This window comes from Pustulibacterium marinum (assembly GCF_900116665.1).
Classification (GTDB): domain Bacteria; phylum Bacteroidota; class Bacteroidia; order Flavobacteriales; family Flavobacteriaceae; genus Pustulibacterium; species Pustulibacterium marinum.
In genome coordinates this window covers 66,941-85,388 of sequence record NZ_FPBK01000005.1, presented here as the reverse complement: position 1 = coordinate 85,388, position 18,448 = coordinate 66,941, and the positions used below count along the sequence as shown (strand labels likewise).

Annotated in this window: 21 protein-coding genes; 11 read left to right on the top strand and 10 right to left on the bottom strand. The window is 33.8% G+C overall.

The genetic code is table 11. From position 1 onward, the window contains the following. Nucleotides 1-11 precede the first annotated feature (11 nt). The 5 genes from BM383_RS08800 (at nt 12) to dnaG (ending at nt 5,726) form a co-directional block, all read left to right on the top strand. Entirely contained in the window at nt 12-989 is a 978-nt protein-coding gene (locus BM383_RS08800; RefSeq protein WP_093024763.1) for a polyprenyl synthetase family protein, read from the top strand. 139 nt (nt 990-1,128) lie between these two features. Beyond that, nucleotides 1,129-1,686 carry an RNA polymerase sigma factor gene (locus BM383_RS08795; RefSeq protein WP_093024891.1) on the top strand — a complete coding sequence of 186 codons (558 nt, stop codon included), beginning with the start codon at nt 1,129-1,131 and terminating at the stop codon, nt 1,684-1,686. Continuing rightward, nucleotides 1,673-2,452 carry a hypothetical protein gene (locus BM383_RS08790; protein ID WP_093024762.1) on the top strand — a complete coding sequence of 260 codons (780 nt, stop codon included), beginning with the start codon at nt 1,673-1,675 and terminating at the stop codon, nt 2,450-2,452. The genes BM383_RS08795 and BM383_RS08790 overlap by 14 nt, the downstream gene beginning before the upstream one ends. 45 nt (nt 2,453-2,497) lie before the next feature. Beyond that, entirely contained in the window at nt 2,498-3,622 is a 1,125-nt protein-coding gene (locus tag BM383_RS08785; RefSeq protein ID WP_093024761.1) for a porin family protein, read from the top strand. 112 nt (nt 3,623-3,734) lie between these two features. After that, nucleotides 3,735-5,726: a DNA primase gene (gene dnaG, locus BM383_RS08780; RefSeq protein WP_093024760.1), complete on the top strand. Its 1,992-nt coding sequence runs from the start codon at nt 3,735-3,737 to the stop codon at nt 5,724-5,726. Between the two features lie 45 nt (nt 5,727-5,771). Here the strand turns inward: dnaG and BM383_RS08775 are convergent, their stop codons facing one another. Together BM383_RS08775 and nadE are read right to left on the bottom strand one after the other, a co-directional pair. Then, nucleotides 5,772-6,401: a response regulator gene (locus BM383_RS08775; RefSeq protein WP_093024759.1), complete on the bottom strand. Its 630-nt coding sequence runs from the start codon at nt 6,399-6,401 to the stop codon at nt 5,772-5,774. A 170-nt stretch (nt 6,402-6,571) separates the two neighbouring features. Then, entirely contained in the window at nt 6,572-7,360 is a 789-nt protein-coding gene (nadE, locus tag BM383_RS08770; protein ID WP_093024758.1) for an NAD(+) synthase, read from the bottom strand. A 120-nt stretch (nt 7,361-7,480) separates the two neighbouring features. On the opposite strand from nadE, the gene gldB reads away from it, so the two are divergent. Both gldB and gldC read left to right on the top strand, forming a co-directional pair. Beyond that, nucleotides 7,481-8,437, top strand: coding sequence for a gliding motility lipoprotein GldB (gene gldB / locus BM383_RS08765; protein ID WP_093024757.1), 957 nt, complete (start codon nt 7,481-7,483; stop codon nt 8,435-8,437). Then, nucleotides 8,437-8,772 carry a gliding motility protein GldC gene (gene gldC, locus BM383_RS08760; RefSeq protein ID WP_093024756.1) on the top strand — a complete coding sequence of 112 codons (336 nt, stop codon included), beginning with the start codon at nt 8,437-8,439 and terminating at the stop codon, nt 8,770-8,772. The genes gldB and gldC overlap by 1 nt, the downstream gene beginning before the upstream one ends. Nucleotide 8,773: 1 nt before the next feature. Here the strand turns inward: gldC and BM383_RS08755 are convergent, their stop codons facing one another. The 6 genes from BM383_RS08755 to BM383_RS08730 form a co-directional block, all read right to left on the bottom strand. Next, a complete protein-coding gene (locus BM383_RS08755; protein ID WP_093024755.1) occupies nt 8,774-9,166 on the bottom strand; it encodes a response regulator in 393 nt (130 codons plus the stop codon). Further along, the gene (locus tag BM383_RS08750) at nt 9,163-11,031 is read right to left on the bottom strand and encodes a PAS domain S-box protein (protein WP_093024754.1); all 1,869 of its coding nucleotides are present in this window, start codon (nt 11,029-11,031) and stop codon (nt 9,163-9,165) included. Before BM383_RS08750 ends, BM383_RS08755 begins: the two co-directional genes overlap by 4 nt. Before the next feature lie 141 nt (nt 11,032-11,172). Next, nucleotides 11,173-11,688 (bottom strand): YceI family protein, encoded by a 516-nt coding sequence (locus BM383_RS08745; protein ID WP_093024753.1) that lies wholly within the window; start codon nt 11,686-11,688, stop codon nt 11,173-11,175. Between the two features lie 47 nt (nt 11,689-11,735). Next, on the bottom strand, nt 11,736-12,452 hold the full coding sequence (locus BM383_RS08740; protein WP_093024890.1) for a pirin family protein: 717 nt from the start codon (nt 12,450-12,452) through the stop codon (nt 11,736-11,738). Nucleotides 12,453-12,662: 210 nt separating this feature from the next. Beyond that, nucleotides 12,663-13,529: an AraC family transcriptional regulator gene (locus tag BM383_RS08735; RefSeq protein WP_093024752.1), complete on the bottom strand. Its 867-nt coding sequence runs from the start codon at nt 13,527-13,529 to the stop codon at nt 12,663-12,665. Nucleotides 13,530-13,548: 19 nt separating this feature from the next. Next, nucleotides 13,549-14,493, bottom strand: a complete 945-nt coding sequence (locus BM383_RS08730; RefSeq protein WP_093024751.1) for a YihY/virulence factor BrkB family protein — start codon at nt 14,491-14,493, stop codon at nt 13,549-13,551. Nucleotides 14,494-14,682: 189 nt separating this feature from the next. Here BM383_RS08730 and BM383_RS08725 point away from each other — a divergent pair, with 189 nt between their 5' ends. Continuing rightward, nucleotides 14,683-15,147, top strand: a complete 465-nt coding sequence (locus tag BM383_RS08725) for a DUF4252 domain-containing protein (RefSeq protein ID WP_177229094.1) — start codon at nt 14,683-14,685, stop codon at nt 15,145-15,147. A gap of 4 nt (nt 15,148-15,151) precedes the next feature. Here the strand turns inward: BM383_RS08725 and yihA are convergent, their stop codons facing one another. Both yihA and BM383_RS08715 read right to left on the bottom strand, forming a co-directional pair. Next, on the bottom strand, nt 15,152-15,760 hold the full coding sequence (gene yihA, locus BM383_RS08720; protein ID WP_093024749.1) for a ribosome biogenesis GTP-binding protein YihA/YsxC: 609 nt from the start codon (nt 15,758-15,760) through the stop codon (nt 15,152-15,154). A 4-nt stretch (nt 15,761-15,764) separates the two neighbouring features. After that, a complete protein-coding gene (locus tag BM383_RS08715) occupies nt 15,765-16,529 on the bottom strand; it encodes an alpha/beta fold hydrolase (RefSeq protein WP_093024748.1) in 765 nt (254 codons plus the stop codon). A 262-nt stretch (nt 16,530-16,791) separates the two neighbouring features. Between BM383_RS08715 and mraZ the strand changes: the two genes are divergently transcribed. Genes mraZ through BM383_RS08700 form a run of 3 tightly spaced genes read left to right on the top strand, consistent with a single transcriptional unit; the run spans nt 16,792 to nt 18,447 of the window. Further along, nucleotides 16,792-17,259, top strand: a complete 468-nt coding sequence (gene mraZ / locus BM383_RS08710; protein WP_093024747.1) for a division/cell wall cluster transcriptional repressor MraZ — start codon at nt 16,792-16,794, stop codon at nt 17,257-17,259. Beyond that, entirely contained in the window at nt 17,240-18,142 is a 903-nt protein-coding gene (gene rsmH / locus BM383_RS08705; protein WP_093024746.1) for a 16S rRNA (cytosine(1402)-N(4))-methyltransferase RsmH, read from the top strand. Before mraZ ends, rsmH begins: the two co-directional genes overlap by 20 nt. After that, nucleotides 18,139-18,447 (top strand): FtsL-like putative cell division protein, encoded by a 309-nt coding sequence (locus tag BM383_RS08700; protein WP_093024745.1) that lies wholly within the window; start codon nt 18,139-18,141, stop codon nt 18,445-18,447. The genes rsmH and BM383_RS08700 overlap by 4 nt, the downstream gene beginning before the upstream one ends. Nucleotide 18,448: the final 1 nt, after the last annotated feature.

The following is an 18,448-nucleotide window of genomic DNA, read 5'->3' as shown; positions in this document are numbered from 1 at the left end:
TAAGAATAGCGTTGAAGGTAGTAGAACAAATTAAATTTCCGATAAGGAAGGAGATGGAACTTTTTGAAAAAAAGTTCCACGAATCAATGTCTTCGCAAGTTGCCTTGCTCAATAGAATCACTTATTACATTGTCAATAGAAAAGGAAAGCAGATGCGACCTATGTTTGTTTTTCTGGTAGCTAAAATGGTTTCAGACGGAACAGCTAATGATAGAACTTTTCGAGGCGCTTCTGTAATTGAATTAATTCATACCGCAACACTTGTTCATGATGATGTTGTGGATGATAGTAATCGCCGAAGAGGATTTTTCTCTTTAAATGCGCTTTGGAAAAATAAAATAGCCGTATTAGTTGGTGACTATTTATTATCTAAAGGACTTTTATTATCAATAGATAATGATGATTTTGATCTCCTAAAAATTATTTCTGTTGCGGTAAGAGAAATGAGTGAAGGTGAGTTACTTCAAATTGAAAAGGCGCGTAGACTTGATATTACCGAGGACGTTTATTACGAGATCATTCGTCAAAAAACAGCAACGCTTATAGCGGCATGTTGTAGTTTGGGAGCTTGTTCGGTAGCACCAAATTCCGAAGATGTAGAACGCATGCGAAAGTTTGGTGAATTGATAGGAATGGCTTTTCAGATCAAAGATGACCTCTTTGACTATACCGATGGTCCAATAGGTAAACCAACCGGGATTGATATTAAGGAGCAAAAAATGACACTTCCTCTAATCTACACATTGAATACGTGTGATCAGAAAGAAAGATCTTGGTTAATTAATTCCGTTAAGCGTCATAATAAGGATAAAAAGCGTGTGAATGAAGTCATTGCTTTTGTCAAAGAAAAAGGCGGACTAGAATATGCTTCACAAAAAATGATCTCTTTTCAGCAAGAAGCACTTGAACTTCTACAACATTATCCAAAATCTGCGTATAGAGACTCTTTAGAGTTGATGGTTAACTACGTAATCGAAAGAAAAAAATAATATTTTTAATTGTTTAATCGCTTATTTTTCAGTTGATTATTTCTTTTTGTAAAAATTAATCTAAAATTTTTTATACCTTCAGGCAACCATTTTCATTTTTCTGACGTCTTTATAAACAGAAACCAACATGAAGCGTGTCTTGAAAGTAATTCAGCTACATAATAATGAGGAGAAACTCATTAAAAAAGCTCAAAAGAGTGATAGTGCTGCTCAGCAAGCATTGTTCTCCAAGTATGCGCCAAAAATGTTGAGCGTTTGCAGGTATTACATTTCCGATCTTCATTTTGCAGAAGACGTGATGATTACTGCCTTCGCAAAAGTGTTTCAAAATTTGAATAATTTTCGATTTGAAGGAAGTTTTGAAGGTTGGATAAGAAGAATTATGGTAAGAGAAGCCATTTCATTTCTTAGAAGTAAAAAGGAACTTTTTTTTACTGAAGATGAGCAAGTAGTTAAAGAAACTGTAAGTTACGAAGGAGAGCTGTCTACAGAACAATTACAATTACTGATTGATAGATTGCCCGATGGTTACAAAACAGTTTTTGTCATGTATGCTATTGAAGGGTATAGCCATAAAGAAATAGCACAAATGCTTTCAATTTCTGAAGGAACTTCAAAATCACAATTATCCAAAGCACGAAAATTATTGCAACAACAATTAGAACTTTTAAGATTACGAGAAAATGGGACTATCTGAATTTGAAAGAGAAGTGAAGCAGCGGTTGGAAGAGCGTACCATCAATCCATCTGAAAATGCTTGGGAGAAGTTGTCTTCACAATTGAAAGATGAACAGGAAAAAAAGAAAAGTGCTTTTCCATGGTATTGGGTGGCGGCTATTCTGGTTATTGCCTGCATGGCTTTGGGAGGAATGTTTCTACAGTATGAGGCTACTTCTGTAAATACTACTACAGTAGTTGATGTTGAAAAAGAGCAATCTATTCAAAATTCCGAGGTAAGTCCTTCAATAGTGAATGAAGAATCCTTGAAATGGGAGAAGCAAGAACCCGTTATTGTAGATAATTCATCAACTCAAAAACAGCCAGAGATTCAGAAGAATCCTATTGTTATAGAAAGTGAGAATAAGGGTTTGAAACTTAAAAATAAGTTTGGAAAAGAAACGGAAAATTCATCTGAAATGTATTTAGCGGTAAATGATACCGAAGATGAAATTCTAGAAAATAAGAAAGTGGACGAAGTAGTTCAAAAGTTAACAGAAATGCAAACTTCTGGAACAGAAATTACCGATGCAACTATAGATTCACTATTACTAAAAGCACAAAAAGAATTGCGTAAAGAGCGTGTGGAAGTTTTACTTAAAAGCGAATCTACTACGGAAACATTGGCAAATATGTTACTAGAAGAAGTTGAATATGATCTTGACCGGTCTTTTAAAGATAAAATATTCGATGCTCTTCAAAACAGTATTGTAAAAGTAAAAACCGCAGTGGCTACAAACGATTAAAAAGAGTTCATTCATCAATCACATCAATTAAAAATCAAGAACATTATGGTTAAAATTACTACCTGCATGAGTATGTTGGTACTCATGCTTAGTGCTCAATTTTTAACAGCACAAACAGAAAAAGATTCCCTAAAATTAGAGGTGGAAACAAGAAAGGAAACTGCAAATAATTACAAGCAAGTAACCATTGACAACTTAACAAAGAAAAAAGAAGCTATTATTCTCGAAGAGAAAGAAAAGCTGAAAACAGCTGTAAAGGAAATTCAGGAAAAAGAAGATAAAGGAGAAATTACTCCAGTAGAAGCTCAAAACCAAAAAGCGGAGGCGGCCAAACTTGCTGCGCAGAACATTGAAAACAAAACTGCAATTATTGATAACTCCATAGCATTAGCAGAGCGAGGTGAATATTATGAAGTTAATACGGGGCCAGAATATCTTGGTGTTACTATAGGAGCTGACAGTGGTGAGGAAAACAAGTTTTTAGGAGTTTCCATCTTCACAGATAAAACTGAAAATAAAGAGCTTAAGTACGATAAAAAAACACGTACAGATCTTGTAATTGCTTTCGGTCTAAATAATGCGATAATAGAAGGGGAAGGTATTGATGGAAGCCCATACGAAATTGGAGGGAGTCGCTTTTTTGAAATTGGTTATATGTGGAGCACTAGGGTGTTAGAGAACAGCAACTATATAAGATTTAGATATGGTTTAAGTTTTCAGTATAACGGATTAAATCCTACGGATAATAAGTATTTTGTAGATGAGGGTGATGAGACTGTTTTAAAGGAGCATTCATCAAATTTGAAGAAAGCCAAATTGAGAATGGATAATTTAATTGCTCCTATATTTTTTGAATTTGGACCATCTAAAAAAAAGGTTAGGGATACGTATTTTAGATATTCTACTGTAAATCAATTCAAGTTTGGAATTGGAGGTTATGCAGGTTTGAATTATAGTACAAGGCAAAAGCTGAAATATAAAGAAGATGGCAATCGTCAAAAAGATAAATTTAAAAACAACTATAACACAAATAACTTTGTTTATGGGTTGGCAGGTTATATAGGTATAGACGATATGTCTATTTATGTAAAGTATGATTTAAATCCTATTTTTCACAATGCAGACGTAAAGCAAAATAATATATCGCTTGGTGTTCGTTGGGATTTGTAGTCAATAAAAATTTTCAGAACAAAAGAAGAGTAACTTGTTTTTCAGGTTACTCTTTTTCTTTTTACAGAAGGTTTGTAAATTACTTACTTTTGCAATAAACAGCAGGCAAATTTTGATAGCGAAAGAAACCGTAGATAAAGTTTTTGATGCTTCCCGAGTGGAAGAAGTGATTGGCGATTTTGTTCAGTTGAAAAAATCGGGTTCCAATTACAAAGGGTTGAGTCCGTTCACCGAGGAAAGAACTCCTAGTTTTATGGTGTCGCCTGTGAAACAAATCTGGAAAGATTTTAGTAGTGGAAAAGGAGGTAATGTGGTTGCTTTTTTGATGGAGCACGAACATTTTACATATCCGGAAGCTATAAAATATTTAGCTAAAAAATATGGAATTGAAGTAGAGGAAACCCAACAATCAGATGAGGCTAAGGAACAAGCCAATGAGCGGGAAAGTATGTATTTGGTTTCAGAATTTGCACAGAAAAATTTTCAGCATAACCTTCTAGAAACCGGAAAAGGAAAAGCAATTGGACTTTCTTATTTTAAAGAGCGCGGTTTTACAACAGATACAATTGAAAAATTTAAATTAGGATATTCGTTAGATGAATGGTCGGCCTTTACAGATGATGCTTTGAAAGAAGGATATCAATTAGAGTTTCTTCAAAAAACAGGATTAACCATTGTAAAAGAAGAGCGCAGGTTTGATAGATTCAAAGGGCGCGTAATGTTTCCTATCCATTCCATGAGTGGCCGAGTTTTAGGTTTTGGAGGAAGAATACTTACCAATGATAAAAAGGCTGCAAAATACCTGAATTCACCTGAGAGCGATATTTATCATAAGAGTAAAGTTTTGTACGGTATTTACCATGCAAAACAGGCTATTGCAAAAGAAGATAATTGCTATTTGGTGGAAGGATATACCGATGTAATTCAGTTTCACCAAAGTGGCATTGAAAACGTGGTGGCTTCTAGTGGAACAGCGCTTACGCCAGATCAGATTCGCCTGGTAAATAGGTTGACTAAAAATATTACAGTGCTTTTTGATGGCGATGCGGCAGGATTGCGAGCTTCTGTTCGAGGAATCGATTTGATTTTGGAGCAAGGAATGAATGTAAAGGTTTGTACGTTTCCGGAAGGTGACGACCCTGATAGTTTTGCAAGGAAAAATTCTTTGGAAGATATTAAAGCTTACCTACAGGAAAATGCCAAAGATTTTATTCAGTTCAAGGCTTCCATGTTAATGCAAGAAGCGAAGAACGATCCTATCAAAAAAGCGGAAACCATTAGAGATATTGTTACAAGTATTTCAAAAATTCCAGATCGTATTCAAAAAGAAGTGTATTTGCAAGAATGTTCCAGAATTATGGATATTTCAGAAGATGTACTTTTTAATAGTTTGGCTCAGTTAGACAAGAAGGAAATTAAGGAAGCTGATAAACACTATAAGCAAGAGCGTAAACAGCAATCACAGTCTTTTGATGTAGTTAAAAATGCAGAGCAGCCAAGAGAACAGATCAATATTATTCAAAATTTTGAAAGAGAAATTATTCGTTTTCTAGTTATTTATGGAGCGCAGGAAATTTCTTTTAAAGATTTAGTTTTGGATGAAGAAAATGCCGGAGAAGAAGCCGATGCTGAAAAAACAATGAAGGTTTATGAAAAACTTTTTTTGGATATTCAGCAGGATGAAATAGAGTTTTCAAATCCGATATTTCAAGAAATATTCACTCTTTCTATTGAAGAATTTTTAGAGAAATCAGAGCTAAAGCTTAGTACGTTAGTCAATAATGAAAATTTGCAGCTTTCCAATGTAATTGCAGAAATTGTTTCCTATCATGACAAATATTCTTTGAGTGATTGGGCAAGAAAAGATGTTTTTCCAGAAGGTAACGATAAGATTAAATCAGAAGATGTTTTGAAAGTGATAGGTAACTACAGGATATTTTTAATTACAAAACTTATAGGAGAGTTAATGAGTTCTGAGCAAATGTCTCCAGAACTTTTAGTAGATATTCAGTTGTATTCTCAATTGAAAAATAAAATATCCAACCGGTATGGGTTACTAACCTTGAATTTAGGGTTCTCAAATTATATCCATAAAAAAAGGTAATGCCCTGAGCATTACCTTTTCTAATGAGTTTTTTATAAGATTTTACTAGAATAACTCTAAAGCTCTAGCTTGTTGCAGCATATCTACCATGTTGTCCACGTTTAATTTGCGCATAAGTCTAGCTTTATAGGTACTTACTGTTTTTTCGTTTAGACCTAACTCTTCAGCAACTTGCTTGTTTCTTTTACCTGCAGAAAGTAGTTTTAAAACCTCTACTTCTCGTGTAGATAATCTTCTAAAATATTTTCTAGGTTTGTTGGTGCTTTCGTCAAAAGCAAGGCGTTGTGCCAATTCATTAGTGATAAACATGTTTCCACCAGCAACTTTTACAATAGCTTCTTGTAAAAGGCTTAGCTCTGCTGTTTTTGAAATGTAACCATGAGCACCGGCTCTTAGTGTACTTACAGCGTAAACATCCTCTGCCTGAGCACTGAACATTAATACACGAACATCAGGAAAATCCTTCTTCAATTTTCTCAATGCAGTAATACCATTTACTTCAGGGATATCCATTTCTAGCAAAATTAAATCAGGGGTATTGCTAGAAAGAAAATCGAAAAGTTCTGTTGTAGTGCTTGCACTTCCTACAATATCAATTTCAGTAGAGGCTTTGAAAAAGGACTCGAGCCCTTTTTGCACGATTGGGTGGCTATCTGCCACAAGTACTTTAATCATTTTTTAAGGGTTTAAGGGTTTTTGTTTAAAGTATTTTTATGTTAGAATTAGAAAAAATCCTCTCAAAATTTTTTATAATTCTGTCGTCATTTTGTGGGGTTATGGCTCTAAAAATATGAAAAAAAATAATATAACAAAAATATTTTTGTTATTTGTCAAAAAACATACGGTTATTTTAAGGTTTCGGGAATTATGCAAACAGGAATAGGATCCATTTTATGCTTGTTTGCGTTATTAAATCGTTTGTAAATTGCAAAAACTTGTTGTTCTCTACCAGAAAAGTCATCAATAGTTTTTCCTTCATCATCCATTTGCATAGCCCATTCAAGTTCAGGATAAGATGCACCAATTTGATCTTCGTCTGTTCGGTCATCACCCCAAAGTCCATCGGTTGGAGCAGCATCAATAATTTCTTGGTTTACACCTAGCTCTTTGGCAAGTTCATAAACTTCGGTTTTTAAAAGATCCGCAATAGGGCTAAGGTCTACACCGCCATCTCCATATTTGGTATAGAAGCCAACTCCAAAATCTTCAACTTTATTACCTGTTCCGGCAACTAAACGTTTTTCTAGAGCAGCAAAATAATAAAGCGTTGACATTCTCAATCTGGCTCTTGTGTTTGCAAGAGACATGAAGCGTTCTTCTTCATTGTCTACTGGAGGCAAGCTTTCAATTAGACTATCAAAAACCGGAGTAAGGTTTACTTTAGTCATATGAACATTGTTAAAGTTACTTTGTAACCAATTGATGTGGTTTACCGCTCTGCTAATTTGACTTTCAGCTTGGTGAATTGGCATTTCCAGTACAAGAACATCCAAGCCTGTTTTAGCGCAAAGTGTTGAGGTAACGGCTGAGTCTATACCACCCGAAACTCCAATGACAAATCCATTCATTCCAGTGTTGGTAGCATAGTCTTTTAACCAAGAAACAATATGGTCTATAACTTCTTTTGTTTTCATAATTTGAAAAGTTTACTTTGGTTAATGATATATAACATTAATTTTACGACAAATTTAGTTTTTTTGAGATGAAAATCGAGTATGTTTTTCAATTCATCCTCACAACTTTAAGTAAACTTTATGAAAAAAATAGCTGCAATACTATGTCTTCTTCTCTTATTTTCTTGTAATAAAACTTCAAAAATCGAAAAAGAAATAAGTACAATTCCTGTGGATTTTTCTGTTTTAAGATTTGATTTAGACTATAAGAAAGCTAAACCAAGTGATTTGCCGGTGCTAAAAGAAAAGTATCCCTATATGTTTTCTAAACAGTTTCCTGATAGTGTTTGGGTGGCTAGAATGACCGATACGTTGCAACAAGAGCTATTTACAGAAGTGGAAAACAAATTCCCAAACTTTGATAATCAAAAGGAAACTTTGAAAAAGTTTTTTCAGCACGTGAAGTATTATTTCCCTGAAGAAACTATTCCAACGGTTGTAACAGTTACTTCAGATGTTGATTATAGAAATCAGGTATTTTATACAAACGATTTTTTAATTATTGCCTTGGATACATATCTTGGTGGAAATCATAGGTTTTATGATGGAATTCAGCAATATATATCAAAAACACTTGATCCAAAATACATGATTGTAGATGTGGCTAGAGCATTTTCTGAAAGACATGTTTCCGCACCAAATAGTAGAACTTTTTTGGCTTCTATGATTTATCAAGGTAAGAAAATGTTTTTGGAAGATAAATTACTTCCGTTTAAAACTTCTGCAGAGAAAATGGAATATTCTAATAAAGAGTATGAGTTTGCAATAGAGAACGAAGCTATGATATGGCAATATTTTGTAGAAAATGAGTTGTTATATGATACTTCGCCTAAGACGTTAGAACGTTTTATTTATAATGCTCCTTTTTCAAAATTTTATTTGCCTGTAGATAATGAATCTCCTGGCAGACTAGGAGTTTTTATAGGAGCCCAAATTGTTAGTTCTTATATGCAAAACAATGATGTATCTTTGCAGCAAATGTTAAACACTTCTTCGGAAGAAATTTTTAAAAATGCACAATACAAACCCAAAAAATAATGGCAAAAACACATACAAGTAACATCAACTTAAAGGTTGAATTAGATGAGAATAGAATACCAGAGATACTTCGTTGGACAGCAGAAGATGGTGGTGTAGATAATGAAGAAGCAAAAGCAATGCTATTGTCTTTGTGGGATCATAAACAGCAAGAAACTCTTCGCATAGATCTTTGGACGAAGGATATGCCGGTAGATGAAATGAAAGTATTTTTTCATCAAACCTTGGTTGCTATGTCCGATACGTTTTACAGAGCAACTCAAGATGAGAAAATGACAGCAACCATGAAAGACTTTTGTGATTACTTTGCTGAAAAGTTAGAGATCAAAAAGTAATTTAAATCTGAGTTAAAAGTTTTTGAAGATTCTTCGAGGTAACAGGCTTAACAATATAGTTGGAAATTTGACTATATGTTTTAGCTTTCTTAGTGTCTTCAGGATCAATAGATGAGGTTACTATAAAAATTGTAACGCGTTGAGTGATTTCGGTTTTTGTAATCTCATCTAAAAACTGCCAACCATCCATTATAGGCATATTAAGATCTAGTAAAATGACTTCGGGTAGATCCTGCTGAGTTTTGATAAGTTCTTGTAATTCATTAAGGGCTTGCCTGCCATTATTGAAAACAAGATAATCATTGCAAAAGTTTGAAAGCTTCATGATTCTTTTTGTCCCAAATATAAAAATGGGATCATCGTCGATGATACAAGCTAGATTTATTTTCTTCATTTTTTGAAAAATACTTTAAAGGTACTTCCTTCACCAACCTCGCTTTCAACAGTAATTTTACCATCCATTGCCTCAACTTGATTTTTGGTTAAAAATAAACCAACTCCACGTGCGTCTTCATGTGAATGGAATGTTTTGTACATTCCAAAAATTTTGTGACTGTGCGCCTTAAGGTCTATACCCAGACCATTATCTTTTATGCTGAGGATATGGAAATTTTCAGAATCTTTTGAAGAAATTTCTATGATTGGGGGAACGTTAGGCTTTTTATATTTAATGGCATTACTTAGTAAATTGAGCAATACGCTATCAAGGTACGCGGGTATGTATGATATTTCTATATGAGTATCAGTGCTATTTATAATCGTTGTCTTTGTGTCCAAGATATTTCCATTAATAGAACTGATAGCTTTCTCTATATAAGATCTTAAGTTTAAGTATTGAATGTCTTTTCTGTTTTGAGTATGTACCAGTACAACTTCATTTAAGTGTTGAATAGTTTCTGATAGGTTGTCTACAGCTTGATGTAATAAAGGGATGAATTCGTTTTCCTGAAACTCTGGATGTTCTACTTTCATGAGATCCATAAGCATCGCTAAATTACCAGAATGAGATCTTAGATTATGAGAAACAATATGAGCAAAATTAAGTAATCTTTTATTTTGATCTGTTGTTACATTTAACAACGATTCTACTTTTTCTGCTGCTAGTTTTTTCTGAGTGATATCTGTAATCTGCGAGATAAAATGAAGTGGAGTTCCCTCAGTATTTCTAATCAAAGAAACAGAAATGGACGCCCAAACGCTATTTCCGTTTTTGTGGTAGTAGCGTTTTTCTGTTTCATAAGAGTCATTAATTCCGTCAAGTAGTTCATATGCTAATTTTAGATCTTTTTTGACATCTTCATGATGGGTTAGTTTTTGAAAATTAGTGGCGTATAATTCTTCTTCTGTGTATCCTAGCATACCACAAAGACTACTGTTCACTTTTAACCATTCGCCATTCAAGCCCACAAGTGCCATGCCTATAGAAGCATTTTCGAAGGTTGTTCTGAAAAGTTCTTCTTGATGCTGTAATTTTATATGACTTCTTGTTGTTTGATCTATATCTTGTAATAAACCATGAATTTTATAACATCTTCCGGCTTCAAAAAATGGAGTGCCTATTACACGTACCCATTTTTCTTTTCCTTGTTCAGTTTTTAGTATAACGTCTTCATCTATAGAAGATCCTTCTTCACGTGCTTTGTTAAATGCAATAGTAAGTTTCTTTTTATCTTCTTCCTTTGAAAAAAATGAAAATGCTTTTTCAAAAGTGGGAGAAAAAGAGCTGGGAGTTTCGTGTATCTCTTTGGTAACTGTATTCCAATAAACAGTTTCTTCGATTAAATTTAATTCCCATGATCCAATTTTTGCAGCTTTGTTGGTTTCTTCCAAAAGGGTTTTATAGTCTTCAAGATCCTGAAGTCTTGTTTTGTTTTGAACTATACCTATCATTCGAGATGGATTTCCCTTTTCATTATAAACAATCTTCCCAATACATTTAATCCAACAGTTATTGCCGTTTTTTTGGGCATACCTTATTATTTGATCAAAATCTCCTTTTGGGTTGCTTAAATAATTGGTTAATCTAAAATAGCAGTATTCTAAATCATCTTTGTGAATAATAGTTTTCCAAAAATCGGTGGGTAGATTGGCTGCGTCTTTGTAACCTAAATAGTGGAAGAAACTATCGGAATAATATTTGTCTGAAAATGTATCTAAATCCCAAAGCCAATAGGCATGAGTATCTGGAGAATTAATGAACTCCAGGAAACTGGAGTTCATTTGTAATATTTCTTCCAACTCTTTTTGGAGATAGTTCATTTTCTTAAAATTCGGGGTTAAATGCTGTTATTTTCCTAATCAATATGTTACGAAAATATAAAATTTTAATTTTCATGCTTCCCGGAAAAGTTTAATTTAATTCAACTATCGATTAAGTGAGTTGTTTTAGCGATTAGTGGTTTATTGTTTCACAAATTGAACGTTAATCAACATAGTTACAGTATCTGAAACTACAACATTTCCTGCTTCGGTAACAGCACTCCATGTTAAACCAAAGTCTTTACGGTTGATTTTTCCAACGGCTTCAAAGCCAGATTTTGTTTGTCCGTAAGGGTCCACTGCAGTTCCGTTATAGTCTAAGTCTAAAGTAACAGTTTTAGTAACTCCTTTGATAGTTAAATCACCTTCTAATTTCCCGTCTGTATAATTTTTAGAAACAAAAGAAATTTTTGGATGGTTTTCTGCATCAAAGAATTCAGCAGATTTTAAGTGGTTGTCTCTGTCGCCATTATTGGTATCAATAGAAGCACTTTCTATGTCTAATTCAAAAACGGCATCGTCAAAAGTTTCAGAGGTAGTTTCTACTTTACCACTAAATTCTTTAAAGTTCCCTGTTACTGTAGAAATCATCATATGTTTTACTTTAAAAACGATTTCTGAATGTGTAGGGTCTAAATTCCAAATTGATTTTTCCATGATTTTAATTTTTATTTTCTGATTTATTATTTTGTTATACTTAAGAATTACATGTTCATGGGTACTTCCATAAGTAGAACTCTAGTGTTATTTTCTATTGCTTTTAGGTTGAAAGAATCGGTGTCATAAATTCCATAACCATCTCTTTTGTTCAAGGTTTTGCCATCTATTTCGGCAGCGCCTTCAATAACAAATACGTATACACCATTTGTTTTGTCTTTCAATTCATAGGTAGCAGATTTTTCATTTTCGAAATCTCCCATATGAAACCACGCGTTTTGATGAATCCAAACACCTTCATCATCTGGATTTGGCGATAAAATTTGAGAAAAATGATTTTTTAGATCTTGATTTTTCAAAGTGATTTGATCATATCTTGGCGTAACGTTCTTTTTGTTTGGGAAAACCCATATTTGTAAGAAAGAACCAGACTTATCTTTGTTTGCGTTATACTCACTATGAAAAACTCCGGTTCCGGCACTCATTACTTGAATATCACCTTCTTTTATGATAGCCGTATTTCCCATGCTGTCTTTGTGTTCAAGATTTCCTTCTAGCGGAATGGAGATGATTTCCATGTTGTCATGAGGATGGGTTCCAAAACCTGTTCCACCACTAATGGTGTCGTCATTTAAAACGCGTAGAACTCCAAAGTTCATGCGGTCTGGATTAAAGTAATTAGCAAAACTAAATGTATGATGACTATTTAACCAGTCATGGTTGGCGTGGCCTCTGCTTTCTGCTTCGTGATAAATTGTTTTCATTTCCTCGTTTTTTAAGTTTTTCCAAATTGTATTTTTCATCATGGCGTCATAATCCGAATGTTTAATACGCATATTTTTTATTTGCGGTACATTGGGTGTTAGAGTTTTTTCAGGTGCCATGTGTGTTACTTTATTTGTATATACAAATGTCTGTCTAAAATGCGATTTAGTACTTATGGTAATACGGTAAAGAATTATAAAAATCCGATATTAATGAGCTTTTTTGTATTTGGAAGGAGAAGTGCCAGTGCATTTTTTAAAGAATGCACTAAAGTGTGAGGGTTCTGTAAAGCCTAACTCATAGCCAATTTCTTTGGTAGAAAGATCTGAAAAGAAAAGCATGCGTTGTGCGGCAATATTAATTCGTGATTGAATGTACTCCTTGGCTGTTTTTCCAATAAGAGATTTGATGGTTCTGTTTAGATGATCGGGTGTAATATTTAAAGCTTCGGCATATTGCGTGGTAGAATGCCAGTTGGTAAAATGCTGTTCTACTAAAGCTCTAAATTCTTTTAAAATGTGATTTCCTGCTTCAATTTTCTGCAAATTATCTTCAGTCACAGAACATAAATTTTTACAGTGAATGAGAAATAATTTTAGGTAAGCGCCAATAGATTGTTCTTTTAAAGGTGTTTCTGAATAGTTTAGCTGAAACATTTCTTCTGCAAAAAAGCTTAATTTTTCTAAATCGATGTTTTTCAGTAAAATTGGAGGGCTTTCTCCATAGTCATAGAACAAATTTAAATCATCAATAAAAGAAAGCGGAATGTTGTTTTCTAGTAAAAATTCAACCGAAAACACCATACTAAATCCTTCAGACTTTTCTTGTTCAATAACTTGGTGAACTTGTCCCGGACCAACAAAATAGACCTGTTGATTGGTGAGTTCAAATTCTTGAAAATCTATAATGTGTTTACCTTTTGCTTTTTTTACGAGTAAAACCGTGTAAAATTCATGTCTATGTGGATCATCAACATTGCCTTTATTTTTCTCATAAATGGTTTCCATACGAGAAATCCCAAAGTGTTTTTGATGATTGCTACGGTTTACGTTACTATAGGTTTTAATAGGATTCATTACCTATAAAAGTACAAGATTATTTATAAATAGAAGTGTCTTCAGTTTCATCTAATTCTACTTCTACACTTTTTACGTACACCGCATATTCAGAAGGTCGAATTCTTTTTCCAGAAAGGTTGGCAAAGAATTTAGTAAACTCGGCTCCAAAATATAAAATAGCGGAAGTGTAATAAAGCCAAACCAATAAAACAATGATAGATCCTGCAGCTCCGTAAGCCGATCCAGTTCCGGTGGTTTGTATGTACAGTAAAATAAGATATCTACCCAACATGAAAAGTCCGGCGGTGAAGAAAGAACCTGCTCTCACATCTTTCCATTCTATAGAGGCATCTGGTAAAACCTTAAAAACCACTCCAAAGAGTAATGATAAAATACCGAATGTCATAATCAAATTAATTCCATTGAAAAGAATGACTGTAATTTCTGGGAATATTGATTTTAAATATTCATTCAAAGCAACCAAAAGACCATTGATCAGTAATGATATCATCATCAAAAAACCAATACCTATTATAAGAGAGGATGATAGCAGACGATCTTTTACAATTTTAAGCCATCCTTTTTTGGGTTTAGCTTTTACTTTCCAAATGGAATTGATAGAATCTTGAATTTCACTAAAAACAGTGGTAGAAGTTACCAAAAGAGTAAGGATACTTACCAAAATTGCCGTGGTTGTTTGGCCAGATAATTCCAAGTTTTTTAAAATATCTTGAATTTGTAAGGCTGCATCAGAGCCTATTAGATTATTTATTTCGTAGAAAATATGTCCGCGAACTGCGTCTTTTCCGAAGAAGAATCCAACTATGGAAATTACTAAAATAAGCAAAGGAGCTAAGGCTAAGGTAGTGTAGTATGAAAGAGAAGCACTTAATTTTAGCCCTTTATCATCTAAAAAAGCAACTCCACTTTTTTTTAGCAGTTTAAAAATAGTTTTTGCAGATATTGTAATTCTTCTCTTCATAGAAAATATATAATAGGTCAAGTTAAAAAAAACCGATTCTAATGAAGTTTTCTTAAGAAATTTTTAAGGGAAGAAACAGCGAGTTTAATAATCTCTTGGAGTTTTTTAATGTTAAAATTGAATTTTAGCCGTCACAAAAATTATTCACGTTCGTCTCGTTTATATAGCAATCAAAAAAATCGAATAGTTATGAAAAAACTGTTTTTATTCTTCGGAATCGCCATTATTCTTTCAAGTTGTGCAAGTCATACGCCTTATGATACCTTTAGAGAAGAAAATGAGGAAGAAATTACATTCTCCATCAATGCTAGTAATTTTTTAGTGAACATGTTTGTAGATAAATCAGATTTACAAGAATTTAAAAGTGTTGTAAGTGGTATAAAGAAATATCGAGTGCTTGTTGGGTCTGATTATGCGGAAGAACTAAACCACAGATTTGACGATCTTGTAAATACGAAAGGTTACGAAAGACTTTTCTACGTGAAAAAAAATGGTGAAAATGTGCAGTTGTATCTTTATAAAAGACATAACAAAATCAAAGAAGTGATCTGCAAAATAAAGGGAGATGAAAACTTTGTAGTGCTAAGCGCTCAAGGAAATATCAAAGTAAAAGACGTAGATAAATTGATGAACGAATTTTTGGCTGAAAATTAATTTTTCAGCCTTTTTTTATTTGTTCGTTTACGTCTTCGATGTAATTGAGTAATTCATCTTTCCCTAATCCACTTGATGAAGAAGTAATGAAGTAATTGGGAGCTTCTTCCCAAACTTCAGAAGTAAGCGTGTCCAAGTAATTCTGAACATTACGTTCCAGAGCTCCCGGCTTTAACTTGTCTCCTTTGGTAAATATGATGGAAAACGGAATTTGATTTTCACCTAACCACTGCATAAACTCTGTGTCTATAGGTTGTGGTTCGTGTCTGCAATCTACTAGGACAAATGCCGAAACCAATTGTAGTCTCTTTTCAAAGTAAGCGGTGATAAATTTTTGAAAGACCTTCTTTGTAGATTTAGAGACTTTAGCATAACCATAGCCAGGTAAATCTACTAGAAACCATTCATCATTAATTTTAAAATGATTGATCAACTGCGTTTTTCCGGGTTTTCCCGAAGTTTTAGCCAAGCTTTTGCGATTGGTAAGCATGTTGATCAAAGAAGATTTTCCAACATTTGATCTTCCTATAAAAGCATATTCCGGCAATTGCTCCTTTGGGCATCGAGAAACATCAGTATTACTGATGATAAATTCGGCTTTCTTAATATCCATAAATTTAGAATCCTCGTTTAGTCAAAAAGTCATCCAGCATTTTGTTGAATGTAAGCGGGTGTTCCATCATAGGTGCGTGCCCACATTTATCTATCCAATACAATTCAGAATCTGGTAACAATTCATGAAATTCTTCTGCAACATTTGGAGGGGTTACAGAGTCGTTTTTCCCCCAAATAATACAAGTTGGAGTGTGCATGTTAGGTAAATCCTTTGCCATGTTGTGGCGTATAGCACTTTTTGCAATAGCAAGTGTTTTTACAAGTTTTGTTCTGTCATTTACAGTAGCAAAAACTTCGTCTACTATTTCTTTTGTAGCTACTTTTGGATCGTAAAAAACGTCCTCACTTTTCTTCTTTATAAACTCGTAATCTCCTCTTTTTGGATAACCGTCACCCATAGCGCTTTCATAAAGCCCTGAGCTACCTGTAATTACTAGTGATTTTACTTTATGTGGAAAAAGTTTTGTGTGTAACAATCCTATATGTCCTCCTAAGGAATTTCCTAAAAGAATTACTTTATCTAAACCTTTAAATTCTATGAAGTTTTCTAAATACTTCGCAAGATTTTTAACGGTAGTCTTTATGAGGGGCATGGTATAAATAGGTAATTCTGGAATCAGAATTTTATAACCTTTTTTTGAAAAATGATCAGTTACGCCTTCAAAATTACTCAAACCGCCCATTAAACCGTGTAAAATGATAATAGGTTGTCCCTCTCCAATTTCAAGGTAACTGTATTTACCTTCTTTCTTTACGTTCTTTAACATTAACGTTCCTGTTTTTCGAAGAAACAAATATAAGTAATTCAATAAAACTGCTGTGTAAATTTGAAAAAAAGCTTTTGTGAAATCAATGTTTGTAAATCTTCTCTGTATTTGTGAGGTTACATCAGGTAACCATTTGAGATACTGATTCTTGATTGGAGAAAGTTAAGAAAAGGCAAAACTTATCAACAAAGTGGTAGTAAGTGGTAAAATGTGGTAAATTATTCCATATATTTGAAAAAACTATCAATTTAGGTGAGTTGTCGTGACTAATTTCATCGGAACATATGAGTGTAAGGCAGATACGAAAGGAAGGGTAATGCTTCCTGTCGCATTAAAAGGTCAACTTGCGCCTATGCTTCAGCATGGATTTGTCGTTAAACGTGCCGTTTTTCAAAATTGTTTGGAATTGTATCCTATGGAAGAATGGAATGCAATGATGCTAAAAATTGGAAAACTTAATCGCTTTAATAAAAAGAATAACGACTTCATTAGAAGGTTTACTGCCGGTGTTAAAATAGTGGAAGTAGACGCTACAGGTAGATTTTTAATTCCGAAAGATTTGGTGACGTTCGCAGGAATTTCAAAAGAGATTGTTCTTTCTTCTGCGGTGAATATCATTGAAATCTGGGATAAAGAGAAATATGAACAGGCTATTGATGATGCAACAGGTGACTTTGCAGAATTGGCCGAAGAAGTAATGGGAGATATAGGTGGAGACGAATTATCATAATCCGGTATTGTTAAAAGAAACTGTTGACGGGCTCGCTATCAAAGAAGATGGTGTGTACGTTGATGTGACTTTTGGTGGCGGTGGTCATTCCAGAGAAATATTGAAAAGATTGGGGTCAAATGGTAGATTGATTGGTTTTGATCAAGATGAAGATGCGTTAGCAAATGTTCCGGAAGATGATAGGTTTATGTTGGTGAGTCAAAACTTTAGATATATCAAGCGTTTTTTGAAATTTCATGGAATCAAAAAAGTAGATGGAATACTTGGAGATTTCGGTGTGTCATCGCATCAGTTTGATGTAGCGGAGCGTGGATTTTCCACACGTTTTGATGCAGATTTAGATATGCGAATGAATCAGCAAAGTGAGATCTCGGCTTTTACAGTGATAAACGAATATGACGAGGCAGATTTGCGAAAAATGTTTTCGGTATATGGTGAATTGAAAAATGCCTACGCAATTTCAAAAACCATTGTAGCGGCAAGATTGCAAAATTCAATAAAAACAGGAGCAGAACTGAAACAGGTGATCGCAAGGTTTTTACCAAAACATAAAGAGAATAAAATTTTAGCACAGGTTTACCAGGCAATTCGTATTGAGGTAAATCAAGAAATGGAAGTCTTAGAAGAATTCTTATTGCAAACTCCAGATCTTTTAAATGAAGGCGGGAGATTGAGTTTGATAAGTTATCATTCTTTAGAAGATCGTTTGGTAAAACGCTTCATTAGAGATGGTAAGTTTGAAGGGCATGCTGAAAAAGATTTCTACGGTAATGTGGATGTTCCTTTTAAAAAGGTAGGAGGTTTAATTGTTCCTTCAGCAGAAGAAATAAGTCAAAATAACAGAGCTAGAAGTGCAAAACTTAGAATAGCAGAACGTGTATGAAAAACGGGTTGTTAGACATATTAAAAGGTAAGTTTCTTATTAGTAGAGAAGCTGGTAAAACCTGGCGTTTTATGTTGTTTATATCGCTGCTCGCCGTAGTTATGATTAGCAGTTCGCACAGTGCAGATCAAAAAGTGCATCTCATAGCAAAAATGAATGAGCAAGTGCAAGAGTTGCGAAGTGAGTTTGTAGATACCAGATCTCGCTTGCAACAACTAAAATTAGAATCAAAAGTAGGAGAAAAAGTAGCGGATATGGGATTAGCTCCTTCAGAAAATCCGCCAAAGAAAATAAGAGTGAAGTAAC

Bases quoted from the DNA above. Each gene is read 5' to 3' on its own strand.
- BM383_RS08735 (WP_093024752.1), bottom strand. From the start codon at position 13,529: ATGAATCCTATTAAAACCTATAGTAACGTAAACCGTAGCAATCATCAA.
- BM383_RS08700 (WP_093024745.1), top strand. From the start codon at position 18,139: ATGAAAAACGGGTTGTTAGACATATTAAAAGGTAAGTTTCTTATTAGT.
- gldB (WP_093024757.1), top strand. From the start codon at position 7,481: ATGAAAAAAATAGCTGCAATACTATGTCTTCTTCTCTTATTTTCTTGT.
- BM383_RS08715 (WP_093024748.1), bottom strand. From the start codon at position 16,529: ATGTTAAAGAACGTAAAGAAAGAAGGTAAATACAGTTACCTTGAAATT.
- nadE (WP_093024758.1), bottom strand. From the start codon at position 7,360: ATGAAAACAAAAGAAGTTATAGACCATATTGTTTCTTGGTTAAAAGAC.
- yihA (WP_093024749.1), bottom strand. From the start codon at position 15,760: ATGGATATTAAGAAAGCCGAATTTATCATCAGTAATACTGATGTTTCT.
- BM383_RS08755 (WP_093024755.1), bottom strand. From the start codon at position 9,166: ATGAAGAAAATAAATCTAGCTTGTATCATCGACGATGATCCCATTTTT.
- BM383_RS08750 (WP_093024754.1), bottom strand. From the start codon at position 11,031: ATGAACTATCTCCAAAAAGAGTTGGAAGAAATATTACAAATGAACTCC.
- BM383_RS08745 (WP_093024753.1), bottom strand. From the start codon at position 11,688: ATGGAAAAATCAATTTGGAATTTAGACCCTACACATTCAGAAATCGTT.
- BM383_RS08790 (WP_093024762.1), top strand. From the start codon at position 1,673: ATGGGACTATCTGAATTTGAAAGAGAAGTGAAGCAGCGGTTGGAAGAG.
- BM383_RS08725 (WP_177229094.1), top strand. From the start codon at position 14,683: ATGAAAAAACTGTTTTTATTCTTCGGAATCGCCATTATTCTTTCAAGT.
- BM383_RS08785 (WP_093024761.1), top strand. From the start codon at position 2,498: ATGGTTAAAATTACTACCTGCATGAGTATGTTGGTACTCATGCTTAGT.
- BM383_RS08740 (WP_093024890.1), bottom strand. From the start codon at position 12,452: ATGAAAACAATTTATCACGAAGCAGAAAGCAGAGGCCACGCCAACCAT.
- BM383_RS08775 (WP_093024759.1), bottom strand. From the start codon at position 6,401: ATGATTAAAGTACTTGTGGCAGATAGCCACCCAATCGTGCAAAAAGGG.
- BM383_RS08730 (WP_093024751.1), bottom strand. From the start codon at position 14,493: ATGAAGAGAAGAATTACAATATCTGCAAAAACTATTTTTAAACTGCTA.
- gldC (WP_093024756.1), top strand. From the start codon at position 8,437: ATGGCAAAAACACATACAAGTAACATCAACTTAAAGGTTGAATTAGAT.